At 71.4% G+C, this 12,316-nt stretch carries 11 protein-coding genes; all 11 read left to right on the plus strand.

The window, feature by feature from the left end; all coding sequences use genetic code 11:
* The first annotated feature begins 143 nt into the window (after positions 1–143).
* The 11 genes from BKA18_RS25480 (at position 144) to gatB (ending at position 12,063) form a co-directional block, all read left to right on the plus strand.
* Positions 144–686 (plus strand): LOG family protein, encoded by a 543-nt coding sequence (locus tag BKA18_RS25480; RefSeq protein WP_366045424.1) that lies wholly within the window; start codon positions 144–146, stop codon positions 684–686.
* A gap of 77 nt (positions 687–763) precedes the next feature.
* The gene (locus BKA18_RS25485; RefSeq protein WP_006602956.1) at positions 764–1,453 is read left to right on the plus strand and encodes an SDR family oxidoreductase; all 690 of its coding nucleotides are present in this window, start codon (positions 764–766) and stop codon (positions 1,451–1,453) included.
* 135 nt (positions 1,454–1,588) lie between these two features.
* On the plus strand, positions 1,589–2,029 hold the full coding sequence (locus BKA18_RS25490) for a MarR family winged helix-turn-helix transcriptional regulator (RefSeq protein WP_429638623.1): 441 nt from the start codon (positions 1,589–1,591) through the stop codon (positions 2,027–2,029).
* Positions 2,030–2,423: 394 nt separating this feature from the next.
* A complete protein-coding gene (locus tag BKA18_RS25495; RefSeq protein ID WP_429638775.1) occupies positions 2,424–3,380 on the plus strand; it encodes a methionine synthase in 957 nt (318 codons plus the stop codon).
* A 31-nt stretch (positions 3,381–3,411) separates the two neighbouring features.
* Positions 3,412–5,628: an NAD-dependent DNA ligase LigA gene (gene ligA / locus BKA18_RS25500; protein ID WP_366045422.1), complete on the plus strand. Its 2,217-nt coding sequence runs from the start codon at positions 3,412–3,414 to the stop codon at positions 5,626–5,628.
* Positions 5,629–5,784: 156 nt separating this feature from the next.
* Positions 5,785–7,893, plus strand: a complete 2,109-nt coding sequence (locus tag BKA18_RS25505) for a putative bifunctional diguanylate cyclase/phosphodiesterase (RefSeq protein ID WP_366045421.1) — start codon at positions 5,785–5,787, stop codon at positions 7,891–7,893.
* A gap of 116 nt (positions 7,894–8,009) precedes the next feature.
* On the plus strand, positions 8,010–8,348 hold the full coding sequence (locus BKA18_RS25510; RefSeq protein WP_366045420.1) for a hypothetical protein: 339 nt from the start codon (positions 8,010–8,012) through the stop codon (positions 8,346–8,348).
* Between the two features lie 155 nt (positions 8,349–8,503).
* On the plus strand, positions 8,504–8,800 hold the full coding sequence (gene gatC / locus BKA18_RS25515; protein ID WP_006602950.1) for an Asp-tRNA(Asn)/Glu-tRNA(Gln) amidotransferase subunit GatC: 297 nt from the start codon (positions 8,504–8,506) through the stop codon (positions 8,798–8,800).
* A gap of 5 nt (positions 8,801–8,805) precedes the next feature.
* Complete coding sequence (gatA, locus tag BKA18_RS25520) at positions 8,806–10,299, plus strand: Asp-tRNA(Asn)/Glu-tRNA(Gln) amidotransferase subunit GatA (RefSeq protein ID WP_366045419.1); 1,494 nt, start codon at positions 8,806–8,808, stop codon at positions 10,297–10,299.
* 5 nt (positions 10,300–10,304) lie between these two features.
* Positions 10,305–10,538: a hypothetical protein gene (locus BKA18_RS25525; protein ID WP_033266953.1), complete on the plus strand. Its 234-nt coding sequence runs from the start codon at positions 10,305–10,307 to the stop codon at positions 10,536–10,538.
* Between the two features lie 16 nt (positions 10,539–10,554).
* Positions 10,555–12,063 carry an Asp-tRNA(Asn)/Glu-tRNA(Gln) amidotransferase subunit GatB gene (gatB, locus tag BKA18_RS25530; RefSeq protein ID WP_366045418.1) on the plus strand — a complete coding sequence of 503 codons (1,509 nt, stop codon included), beginning with the start codon at positions 10,555–10,557 and terminating at the stop codon, positions 12,061–12,063.
* Positions 12,064–12,316: the final 253 nt, after the last annotated feature.

Raw genomic sequence — 12,316 nt, forward strand, 5'->3', positions numbered from 1 at the left:
CGCGACGGGCACCGCGCCCCGACCACCCGCGACGGGCACCGCGCCCCGTCCGCGAGGCACCTCCACGCCCCGCCTTCCCCGCGCCGGCCACCCCCGCCCGGCTTCCGCGAACCTCCCACCCCCCCGGCTCGTAAAGTGACCGCATGAACATCTGCGTCTTCTGCTCCGCCGCCGATCTCGACGACCGCTATGTCGTCCCCGCCCGCCAGTTCGCCGAGTTGATGGGCAAGGGCGGGCATGCGCTGGTCTGGGGCGGCTCGGACGCCGGCCTGATGAAGGTCATGGCCGACGGAGTGCAGCAAGCCGGCGGGAAGCTGATCGGCGTCTCCGTGGAGTTCCTGGCGCACAAGGCCTATGAGGGTGCCGACGAGATGCTCGTCACCCGGAATCTCGCCGAGCGGAAGGCGCAGATGCTGGCGCGCGCCGACGCCATCGTCGTCCTGGTCGGCGGAATGGGCACGCTGGACGAGGCCACCGAGATACTGGAGCTGCGCAAGCACGGGATGCACACCAAGCCGGTGGTGCTGCTGAACACCGCTGGTTTCTATGACGGGTTGAAGGAGCAGTTCCAGCGGATGGAGGCGGAGGGCTTCCTGCCGGTTCCACTCACCGACCTGGTCTTCTTCGCGGCGGACGGCGTCGGGGCGCTGGCCTACCTGGAGGAGCGCGCGGGCATCCAGGCCTGAGCGCCGCCCCGGGGTCCCGCCGCTCCCGGCGTCCCGTCAGCCGCTCGTGAGGATCACCTGCTCGTTAGGATCAACCCATGGGTACGCACTTGATCACGGGCGCAGGATCGGGCATCGGAGCGGCGGTCGCACGGCGGCTCGCGGAGCGCGGGGAGAACCTGTGGCTGCTGGCGCGCCACGCGGTCCGGGCGAAGGAGCTGGCCGAGCAGTTCCCCGGCGCCCGCACTCTCGTGGGTGACCTCGCCCATCCCGAGAAGCTGTCCTGGGCCTTCGGGCAGCAGCCGCTGCCGGACCGTCTCGATTCCCTGGTGCACAGCGCGGGCGTGATCGAGCTGGGTGCGGTGGGCGATCTGCCGGCCAAGGCCTGGCAGCGGCAGCTGGCCGCCAATCTGGTCGCGCCCGCCGAGCTCACCCGGATGCTGCTCCCGCTGGTACGGGTCGCCAAGGGGCATGTCGTCTTCGTCAACTCCGGTGCCGGGCTGAGCGCGCGTGCCGAGTGGGGCGCCTACGCCGCGAGCAAGCACGGTCTGAAGGCGCTGGCCGACGCGCTGCGGGCGGAGGAGCACGACAACGGGGTCCGGGTGACGTCGGTTTACCCGGGTCGCACGGCCACGCCGATGCAGGAGAGCACCCATCGGCAGGAGGGCAAGGAGTACGACCCGGCGCGCTGGATCGATCCGGAGTCGGTGGCGACGGCCATCCTCACGGCCATCGACCTGCCGCGGGACGCGGAGATCAACGACGTGTCGGTGCGGCCGGGGCGCTGAGCCGCAAGGGGTCGCGCCGGGGCCGCGGTGCCGGCCCCGCCCCGCTTCACGGTTTTCCACAACCCCGCTGCTTTCACAGCCCTATTGCTTTCCACAGCCCTGCTGCTTTCCGCGGTGCCGACGTACGCTGCATGCGTGACCACTGAAGCGAAGTCGAGCGCGGCGGCCGGGTGCGGGTTCCGGGAGATCCGGGGGCTCGTGACGGAGCTGAGCCGACGGCTGGACGGCCATCAGCGCAGCCGTATCGCCGAGCTCGATCTGACGCCGACGCAGGCCAAGGCGCTGGAGGAGCTCGGCGAGCCGAAGACCGCGCGGGAGCTGGCCGGGGTGCTGTGCTGCGAGCCGCCGAATGTCACGTATGTCATCTCCAAGCTGGAGAAGCAGGGCATGGTCGTGCGCCGGCCGCATCCCTTGGACGGCCGGGCCAAGCAGGTCGTACTCACCGACGCGGGGCGGGAGTTGCGGCTCGATCTGCTGCGGCGGATGGGGACCGCCTCGCCACTGGATCACCTTTCGCCCGAGGAGCGGGCCGCGTTGCGCGATGACCTGCTGACGGCGCTGGGGCGCGGCGACTGACCCCGCCGCCGTACCGCTTCACCGAGGCTCTGGGACGTCCCGGGGCCTCGATCCTTCGGCCGGCTTCCACTTCAACTTCGCCTCAGCGGTCAGCAGCAGCGCTTCACAGCGAAGGTGACCGGGGTACGCAGGCTGTGGTGGGCGGCGCGCCTCGTTCGCGGCGCCGGAGGTGGACCGTCCGTCGCGGCGGCCGTACGTTCCGGCGCGGGCCCGACGTATGTCTCCGGGCGAGCGGGCCGCGGCGCCCGGGGCCGCCGGTCCCCGCCTCCGGCGCACCCCGCCCGCCGCACCCCGCCCGCTGCACCCCCTCCGGAGCGCCGCCGCATACCCTGCCTGGGTGAGCGAGAACAGCACGCAGAAGTGGGCCGCGGGTGCGGCGACCGGGATCGGGTCGATGCCGGGCGGTGACGCACGGGAGGCGGCCAAGACCGTCACCGGGTCGCTGGAGACCTTCCCCTACCTGCCGGAACTCCCGGCCCGGGGGCCCGGCGCCGACATGATCGGGCGGACCCTGGGGCTGCTCGTCGAGGTCTACGGGCATGTGGAGCCCAGCGGCTGGCGGATCAGCGACCGTCCGGGCCGCGACACCCGGCGGGCCCACTCCTGGCTCGGGGAGGATCTCGATGCCCTGGAGGAGTTCACCCAGGGGTACGAGGGGCCGCTGAAGGTCTCCGCGGTCGGCCCGTGGACCCTGGCCACCGCCCTGGAGCGGCGCAACGGCGAGGCGGCGGTCGGCGACCCCGGTGCCTGCCGGGATCTTGCCGCGTCCCTGGCGGAGGGGCTGCGCGGCCATCTCGCGGACGTACGGCGACGGGTGCCGGGCGCGCGGGTCGTGCTGCAGCTCGACGAACCGTCGCTGACGGCGGTGCTCCAGGGTCGGGTGAAGACCGCCAGCGGCTACCGGACCTACCGTGCCGTCGACCGGGCGGTCGTCGAGGGCGCGCTGCGTGATCTTGTCGCGGTGGCGGAGGGCGGTCCCGTGGTCGTCCACTCGTGCGCCCCCGGGGTGCCCTTCGGGCTGCTGCGGCGGGCCGGCGTCGCGGGCGTCTCGTTCGATTTCTCACTGCTCACCGAGCGTGAGGAGGAGGCGGTCGGGGAGGCCGTCGAGGGCGGGACGACGCTGTTCGCAGGCGTGGTGCCGGGCGTGGACGGCCCATTGTCAGACCCTGCCGGTAGCGTCATGGGTGTCAGGACGCTGTGGCGCAGGCTGGGGCTGACGCCGGGGACTCTCAGCGAGTCCGTGGTGATCACTCCGTCCTGCGGGCTCGCGGGTGCTTCGCCCGCTTATGCCCGCTCGGCCCTCGCCCACTGCGTCCGGGCGGCGAGATCACTCGCAGACAACCCTGAGTGACCGCACTCAAGGACCACGGGAGGACAAGACGGTGGCTGGCGAACAGCACGCAGCGGGATCCGACGTGCCCGCGGCGGCGCGGGAGCAGCACGCGCAGCTCGCTGAGCAGATCGAGGAGCACCGCTTCCGGTATTACGTGAAGGACGCCCCGGTCGTCAGCGACGCGGAGTTCGACAGGCTGCTGCGCTCCCTGGAGGCCCTGGAGGACGAGCACCCCGAGCTGCGCACCCCCGATTCACCGACCCAGAAGGTCGCCGGTGCGTACGCCACGGAGTTCACCGAGGTCGAGCACCGCGAGCGGATGCTCTCGCTCGACAACGCCTTCGACGACGAGGAGCTGGCCGGCTGGGCCGAGCGGATCGCCGGTGAGCTGGGCGGCGATCCCCGGAGCGCCGGCTATCACTTCCTGTGCGAGCTGAAGGTCGACGGCCTCGCGGTCAACCTCACCTACGAACACGGCCGGCTGACCCGCGCCGCCACCCGCGGGGACGGCCGTACGGGCGAGGACATCACCCCCAACGTCCGCACGATCGCGGAGATCCCGCACCGCCTGAAGGGCGACCGGATCCCGGACCTGGTCGAGGTGCGCGGGGAGGTCTACTTCCCGATGGAGAAGTTCCTGGAGCTCAACGAGCGGCTGGTCGCCGACGGCAAGCCGCCGTTCGCCAACCCCCGTAACGCCGCGGCCGGTTCGCTGCGCCAGAAGGACCCCAAGATCACCGCCAGCCGCCCGCTGCACATGGTCGTCCATGGCGTCGGCGCCCGCGACGGCCTGGTGATCGACCGCCAGTCGCAGGCCTACGACCTGCTCAAGGAGTGGGGCCTGCCGACGGCCGCGCACAACAAGGTCGTCGATTCCCTGGCGGCGGTCCGCGAGTTCATCGCCCATTACGGCGACGCCGAAACCCGCCGTACGGCCGTCGAGCACGAGATCGACGGTGTGGTCGTCAAGCTGGACGAGATCCGGCTCCAGGGGCGACTGGGCTCGACCTCGCGCGCGCCGCGCTGGGCGATCGCCTGGAAGTACCCGCCGGAGGAGGTCAACACCAAGCTGGTCGACATCCGCGTCGGCGTCGGCCGTACGGGACGGGTCACGCCGTATGCCGTGGTGGAGCCGGTGACGGTGGCCGGCTCCGAGGTGGAGTTCGCGACCCTGCACAACCAGGACGTGGTCAAGGCCAAGGGCGTGTTCATCGGCGACACCGTCGTGATCCGCAAGGCCGGCGACGTCATTCCGGAGATCCTGGGACCGGTAGTCGATCTGCGGGACGGCAGCGAGCGGGAGTTCGTGATGCCGGCCGAGTGCCCCGAGTGCGGGACGGCGCTGCAGCCCGCCAAGGAGGGCGATATCGACCTGCGGTGCCCCAACGCCCGTGCCTGCCCCGCCCAGATCCGTGAGCGGCTGTTCTACCTCGCCGGCCGCAAGTGCCTGGACATCGAGAACTTCGGCTATGTCGCGGCGACCGCGCTCAGCCAGCCGCTGGAGCCCGCGGAGCCGCCGCTGAGGGACGAGGGCGATCTTTTCGGCCTCTCCATCGAGCAGCTGCTGCCCATCAAGTCCTATGTCCTGGACCCCGATTCGGGCCTGCCCAAGCGCGATCCGAAGACCGGCGAGGAAAAGGTTGTCACCTTTTTCGCCAATCAAAAGGGCGAGCCGAAGAAGAACGCGCTGGCCATGCTGGAGAACATCCAGGCGGCCAAGCAACGCCCGCTGGCCAGGATCCTTACGGGTCTGTCGATCCGGCATGTGGGCCCGGTGGCCGCCGAGGCGCTGGCGCGGGAGTTCCGCTCGATCGACCGCATCCGGGACGCGGACGAGACCGAACTCGCCGCCGTAGACGGCGTCGGGGCCACCATCGCCGCCTCGCTCAAGCAGTGGTTCGCCGTGGACTGGCACCAGCAGATCATCGAGAGCTGGCGGGCCGCCGGTGTCCGGATGGAGGAGGAGCAAACGGGTGACGAGGGCCCGAGGCCTCTCGAAGGCGTCACCGTCGTCGTAACGGGCACACTTCAGTCACACACCAGAGATGGCGCGAAAGAGGCCCTCCAGAACCTCGGAGCGAAGGTGACCGGTTCCGTTTCGAAGAAGACCGGATTCGTAGTGGTGGGCGACAACCCGGGTTCGAAGTACGACAAGGCCATGCAGTTGAAGGTCCCCGTGCTGGACGATGATGGCTTCGCGGTGCTGCTGGAACAGGGTCCGGACGCAGCACGAGCGGTAGCTGTCACTCCGCCTGAGGAGGAGTGAGGTGTCACCCCATCGGCGCATACCAGATTGATCCGCGACGCCTGGTCGCATTCGGGCAACCGTCACCGATCGCTGCCCGCGGCGGCCTTCCGCGGCCTACTGTTGAGGAGTGCGCCTGCCGTGGCGCGGGCACAGCCGGCTGTGAGAGGGATCGGAATGAAACCGACCGACAGCGCCGCTCCGGCGTCGCGGCTCCGGCGGCTCGTCGTGCCCGCGCTGCCCGGGACCATCGTCACCGTGGCGGGCCTCGCGCTCGCCACGGGCGTCCTCGTGAACCTCGGCGAAGGTGACGCGCTGTTCCCCGGCGGCTCCATAGGCTGGTCGCTGGCGGTCCTCACCGGCATCATCGTGGGCCATCTGGTGGCCCTCGGCCGGGACCGCTGGTGGGGCGGCACGGGCTCCGGCGCCGCGCTCGCCCTCGCCGTCCTGCTGCTGTTCGGCTGGGTGCCCGCCACCCTCGTCAGCCTCTCCGTCGTCGTCCTCGTCGGCGCCGCCCGGCGCCACCGCTGGCGGCAGGCCGTGGTGCACGGCGCCGTGGACATCCTCGGCATCGGCGCCGCGGCGCTCGGCCTCGCCGCGTTCGGCGTGGCCTCCAGCGTCCGCCACCCGTGGTCCCCGCCGGCCTGGAACCTCTCCGTCCTTCCCGAAGTCGTCGTCACCGCCGCCGGCTATCTCGCCGTCAGCCGCGGCCTGCTCTGGCTCAGCCTCACCCCGCGCACCGGCCAGTTGCCCGCCATCCCCCGAACGGCCGTCGTACGACAGGCACTCGTCGGCACCGCCCTCCTCGGGATCTCCCCGCTGATCGCCGTCTGCGCCGTGCACGCCCCGTTGCTGCTGCCGCTGTTCGCGGTCCCGCTGATCGCGCTGGACTCCACCCTGTGGATAGCCCGCGCCCGCGCCGAGGAGCAGCTGCGCGACCCGCTCACCGGCCTGCCCAACCGCCAGTGGCTGCTGGAGCGCACCTGGACCGCGCTGGACGACGCCGAACGCGTCGGCGCCCGCTCCGCGCTGGTCCTCATCGACCTGGACCGCTTCCGCTCCGTCAACGACACCCTCGGCCACCTCGCCGGCGACCGGCTGCTGCTGCAGATCGCCGACCGGCTGCGGCACGCCCTCCCGCGCGGCGCCGAGGCGGCCCGGCTCGGCGGCGACGAGTTCGCCGTCCTGCTGCCCACCACCGACTCCCTCACCAGCTCCCAGCGGGCGGCCCGCCATCTCGTCGCCGCCCTCGGCTCGCCGCTGGATCTCGACGGGCTGACCCTCGTGCTCGAAGCCAGCGCGGGGGTCGCGGTCTTCCCCGACCACGCCCTCGACGCCGAAGGCCTGCTGCGCCGCGCCGATGTGGCGATGTACCAGGCCAAGCGGGACCGCAGCGGCGTCGAGCTCTACGAGGCCAAGCGGGACGGCAACACCCCCGACCGGCTCGGCCTGTTGGGCGATCTGCGGCGCGCCCTGGACGCGGGCGACGTCGAGCTGCACTACCAGCCCAAGGTCGGTTTCGACGGCCATGTCGCCGGGCTGGAGGCACTGGTCCGCTGGGTGCACCCGGACCGCGGCAGGGTCCCACCGGACGAGTTCATCGCCATCGCCGAGTCCTCCGGGCTGATGCCCCGGCTGACCGAGTACGTCCTGGAGACCGCCCTCGCCCAGGTGGCGCGCTGGCGTGCGATGGGCCTGGAGGTGCCGGTCGCCGTCAATGTCTCCCCGCGCGATGTGCACTCCCCGGGGTTCGCCGGTGCGGTCGCCGCCCGGCTCGCCCGGCACCGCGTCCCACCGGGCGCCCTCCAGCTGGAGATAACCGAGCACGTCCTCCTGGAGGATCCGCAGCGGGCCGCCGACACTCTCGCCGGGCTCACCGCGCACGGCGTGAAGATGTCCCTCGACGACTTCGGCACCGGTTACTCCTCCCTGGTCCATCTGCGGCGCCTCCCGGTCAGCGAGCTGAAGATCGACCGCTCCTTCGTGGCCCGGCTCGCGGTCGACACCGAGGACGCGGAGATCGTCCGCTGCACTCTCGACCTCGCCCACTCCCTCGGCCTCCTGGTCGTCGCGGAGGGCGTCGAGGACGACGAGACCTGGGAGCGGCTGCGCGACCTCGGCTGTGACGCCGTACAGGGCTGGCTGGTGGCCGCCGCGATGCCACCGGACGAAACCACGGCCTGGTTGAGAGCCCGCGGAGAGCGCGGCTGGCAGCGTGAATCGGAGACGGCCGCCCTGGCGGCGGAGAAGGCCGCCGAGCGCCCTTCGGGACAGGTCCTGAACTGACCCGGCCACCGGCCGTCCCGTGTCCCCGCTCCGAAGAAGACCCTGACGAAGACCCTGACGAAGACCCTGACGAAGACGCCGAGGGAGCCCCCGCGGAGGCTCCGGCACCGCCCCCGGTGCCGCAGCTCCCGCCCGGTCGGGGTGACCGGTCCGCCGAGCCTGCCCACGACGATCCCGCCCGTGACGATCCCGAAGCCGTCGAGCCCGAAGCCGCCGAGCCTGCGACCGCCGAGCCCGACGGCCCCGAGCCCGACGGCGCCGAGCCCGACGGCGCCGAGCCCGACGGCGCGGGTGCACGCCCCGGGCCCGCCGCCCCTGCCCTGCCCGCGCCGGACCGTCCGGAGCCGCAGGTACCCCGGCCCGCCCCCCCGGAGCCGCAGGCCCCCCGGCCCCGTCCCGCCGCGCCGCAGGCCGGAGATCACCGCCCCGGCGGCCCGTCGTCCGGCGACCGCTGACCAGGCCGCCGGACGACGGGCGCCGGCGGCCTGCGGCGGGCCCCGGGGCCCCGCGGGAAAGCCCTGCGCGATTCCCCTGCGGTACGCAATAGGATTGGGCCCGCATATACAGCCACAGCCGAGAAACACTCCGAGAACCAGCAGAGGATCGCTGCATGCCTGGCATCACGCGCGAGGAGGTCGCCCACCTCGCCCGGCTGGCACGTCTGGAGCTGAAGGCCGAAGAGCTCGACCACTTCGCCGGACAGCTCGACGACATCATCGGCGCGGTCGCCCGCGTCTCCGAGGTCGCCGATCAAGACGTACCGCCGACCTCCCACCCGCTGCCCCTGACCAACGTGATGCGGCCGGACGAGGTCCGTCCGTCGCTGACCCCCGAGCAGGCGCTGTCCGGCGCCCCGGCCCAGGAGCAGCAGCGTTTCAAGGTGCCGCAGATCCTGGGGGAGGAGTGACCTACATGGCAGACCTGATCAAGCTCACCGCCGCCGAGATCGCGGCGAAGATCGCCGCCGGTGAGGTCACCGCCGTCGAGGTGACCGAGGCCCATCTGGCCCGTATCGAGGCCGTCGACGAGAAGGTGCACGCCTTCCTGCACGTCGACCGCGAGGGCGCGCTCGCCCAGGCCCGCGCCGTGGACGAGAAGAGGGCCCGCGGCGAGAAGCTCGGCCCGCTGGCCGGTGTCCCGCTCGCGCTCAAGGACATCTTCACGACGGAGGGGATTCCCACCACCGTCGGTTCGAAGATCCTCGAAGGCTGGCTCCCGCCGTACGACGCCACGCTCACCAAGAAGCTCAAGGCCGCCGACGTCGTCATCCTCGGCAAGACCAACATGGACGAGTTCGCCATGGGGTCGTCGACGGAGAACAGCGCCTACGGGCCGACCGGCAACCCCTGGGATCTGACCAAGATCCCCGGCGGCTCCGGTGGCGGCTCCAGCGCCGCCCTCGCCTCCTACCAGGCCCCGCTCGCCATCGGCACGGACACCGGCGGCTCCATCCGCCAGCCCGCGTCCGTCACCGGCACGGTCGGCGTCAAGCCCACCTACGGCGGCGTCTCCCGTTACGGCATGGTGGCGTTCTCCAGCTCCCTGGACCAGGGCGGCCCCTGTGCCCGTACGGTCCTGGACGCCGCGCTGCTGCACGAGGTGATCGCCGGCCACGACCCGCTGGACTCCACCTCCATCGACGCGCCGGTCCCGCCGGTCGTCGAGGCGGCCCGCAACGGCAGCGTCGCGGGCATGCGCGTCGGCGTCGTCAAGCAGTTCCGCGGTGAGGGCTACCAGGCCGGTGTCATCCAGCGCTTCGACGAGTCCGTCGAGCTGCTGAAGGGGCTGGGCGCCGAGATCGTCGAGCTGGACTGCCCGTCCTTCGACCTGGCGCTGTCCGCGTACTACCTCATCGCGCCCTCGGAGTGCTCCTCCAACCTGGCCCGCTTCGACGCCATGCGCTACGGCCTGCGGGTCGGCGACGACGGCAGCAAGTCCGCCGAGGACGTCACCGCCCTGACCCGTGAGGCCGGCTTCGGCCCCGAGGTCAAGCGCCGGATCATGCTCGGTACGTACGCGCTCAGCTCCGGCTACTACGACGCGTACTACGGCTCCGCCCAGAAGGTGCGGACGCTGATCACCCGCGACTTCGAGAAGGCCTTCGAACAGGTCGATGTGATCGTCTCGCCGACCACGCCGACCACCGCCTTCCCGATCGGCGAACGCGTCGACGACCCGATGGCGATGTACCTCGCCGACCTGTGCACGATCCCCACCAACCTGGCAGGCAACGCGGCCATGTCGCTGCCCTGCGGCCTGGCTCCCGAGGACGGGATGCCGGTGGGCCTGCAGATCATCGCCCCTGCCATGGCCGACGACCGGCTCTACAAGGTCGGTGCCGCGGTCGAGGCCGCGTTCACCGACAAGTGGGGCCACCCGCTGCTCGAGGAGGCACCTGCACTGTGACCGCCATGACCAAGAAGGCCAAGAACTTCAAGAAGTCCAAGTCCGGTCTGTACCTGTCGATCGGCAGCACCGCGTTCGGCGCCATCAGCGTCGCCAAGCAGGCCAAGCTGGCCCGCAAGGAGAACGACACGCTCCGCCTGATCGATGCCGCCGTTTCGGCCGCGGCGATCGTCACCGGCCTGGCGATCCTCTACCGCGAACTGAAGCGCCTGGGCGACGACGACGTCCTGCTGGGCTGAGAGGGAAAGTTTCACCGTGACTGTCACTGACCTGGTGTCGTACGAGGACGCCCTCGCGACGTACGACCCCGTCATGGGCCTGGAGGTCCATGTCGAGCTCGGCACCAAGACCAAGATGTTCTGCGGGTGTTCCACGGCTCTCGGCGCGGACGCCAACTCGCAGACCTGCCCCACCTGCCTGGGCCTGCCCGGCTCGCTGCCGGTCGTCAACGCGACCGGTGTCGAGTCCGCCGTCAAGATCGGCCTGGCCCTGAACTGCTCCATCGCCGAATGGTGCCGCTTCGCCCGGAAGAACTACTTCTATCCGGACATGCCGAAGAACTTCCAGACCTCCCAGTACGACGAGCCGATCGCCTTCGACGGCTACCTCGACGTACAGCTGGAGGACGGCGAGATCTTCCGGGTGCACATCGAGCGCGCGCACATGGAGGAGGACACCGGCAAGTCCACCCACATCGGTGGTGCGACCGGCCGGATCCACGGTGCCCGGCACTCCCTCCTGGACTACAACCGCGCCGGCATCCCGCTCATCGAGATCGTCACCAAGCCGATCGAGGGCGCGGGCGAGCGGGCTCCCGAGGTCGCCAAGGCGTACGTCGCCGAACTGCGCGAGCTCATCAAGGCGCTGGACGTCTCCGAGGCCCGGATGGAACAGGGGCAGATGCGCTGCGACGTGAACCTGTCGCTGCGCCCCAAGGGCACCGAGAAGTTCGGTACGCGGTCGGAGACCAAGAACGTCAACTCGCTGCGCTCCGTGGAGCGGGCGGCCCGCTTCGAGATCCAGCGGCACGCCGCGGTGCTCTCCTCCGGTGGCACGATCATCCAGGAGACCCGGCACTTCCACGAGGAGGACGGCTCCACGACGGCCGGCCGCATCAAGGAAGAGGCCGAGGACTACCGCTACTTCCCCGAGCCGGACCTGGTGCCGGTGGCCCCCTCCCGCGAGTGGGTCGAGGAACTGCGGGCCGCGCTCCCCGAGCTGCCGCGGGTCCGCCGCAACCGGCTGCGCGAGGAGTGGGGCATCTCCGCGCACGACATGCAGTCGATCCTCAACGCGGGCGCGGTCGACCTGATCACCGCCACCGTCGACGCCGGCGCGGACTCCGCCTCGGCCCGTAAGTGGTGGATGGGCGAGCTGGCCCGCCGCGCCAACGAGGACGGCATCGACCTGGCCGCCCTGCCGATCACCCCCGAGCAGGTCGCCCGGGTCGCCGCACTCGTCGCCGACGGCTCGCTCAACGACAAGCTGGCCCGCCAGACCATCGAGGGCGTGCTGGCCGGCGAGGGCGACCCGGACACCGTCGTCGAGAAGCGCGGCCTGAAGGTCGTCTCCGACGAGGGCGCCCTGGGCACCGCCGTCGACGAGGCCATCGCCGCCAACGCCGCCATCGCCGACAAGATCCGCGGCGGCAAGGTGGCCGCGGCCGGCGCCCTGGTCGGCGCGGTCATGAAGGCCACCCGTGGCCAGGCGGACGCGGCCCGCGTCCGCGAGCTGATTCTTGAGCGCCTCGGCGCGAAAGAATAATCGGGCACAGCCTGGAGAGGCTGGGCGTCGAGGGCTGACGCGCCTGCTTCTCGTGCACGACGCCGAGCGGCCGTCCTTCTCCGGAAGGGCGGCCGCTTCGCCGTATGGTCCACCCGAATTGGTCCACCCGATCGGCCCACCCGACGGCCGATCGGGGAATGCCGGGCCGGGCCGCCGTGCTGTGATCGAGGAGAAGCCCCGTAGGCCGTCCGGAGGCGGGCGGGGCTCGCCACCCCTCAGTCAGTGGAGGAAC

The sequence above is a fragment of the Streptomyces auratus genome, from assembly GCF_050433025.1.
GTDB lineage: Bacteria > Actinomycetota > Actinomycetes > Streptomycetales > Streptomycetaceae > Streptomyces > Streptomyces sioyaensis.

Bases quoted from the DNA above. Each gene is read 5' to 3' on its own strand.
- BKA18_RS25480 (WP_366045424.1), top strand. From the start codon at position 144: ATGAACATCTGCGTCTTCTGCTCCGCCGCCGATCTCGACGACCGCTAT.
- BKA18_RS25485 (WP_006602956.1), top strand. From the start codon at position 764: ATGGGTACGCACTTGATCACGGGCGCAGGATCGGGCATCGGAGCGGCG.
- BKA18_RS25495 (WP_429638775.1), top strand. From the start codon at position 2,424: ATGCCGGGCGGTGACGCACGGGAGGCGGCCAAGACCGTCACCGGGTCG.
- BKA18_RS25505 (WP_366045421.1), top strand. From the start codon at position 5,785: ATGAAACCGACCGACAGCGCCGCTCCGGCGTCGCGGCTCCGGCGGCTC.
- gatC (WP_006602950.1), top strand. From the start codon at position 8,504: ATGCCTGGCATCACGCGCGAGGAGGTCGCCCACCTCGCCCGGCTGGCA.
- gatA (WP_366045419.1), top strand. From the start codon at position 8,806: ATGGCAGACCTGATCAAGCTCACCGCCGCCGAGATCGCGGCGAAGATC.
- BKA18_RS25525 (WP_033266953.1), top strand. From the start codon at position 10,305: ATGACCAAGAAGGCCAAGAACTTCAAGAAGTCCAAGTCCGGTCTGTAC.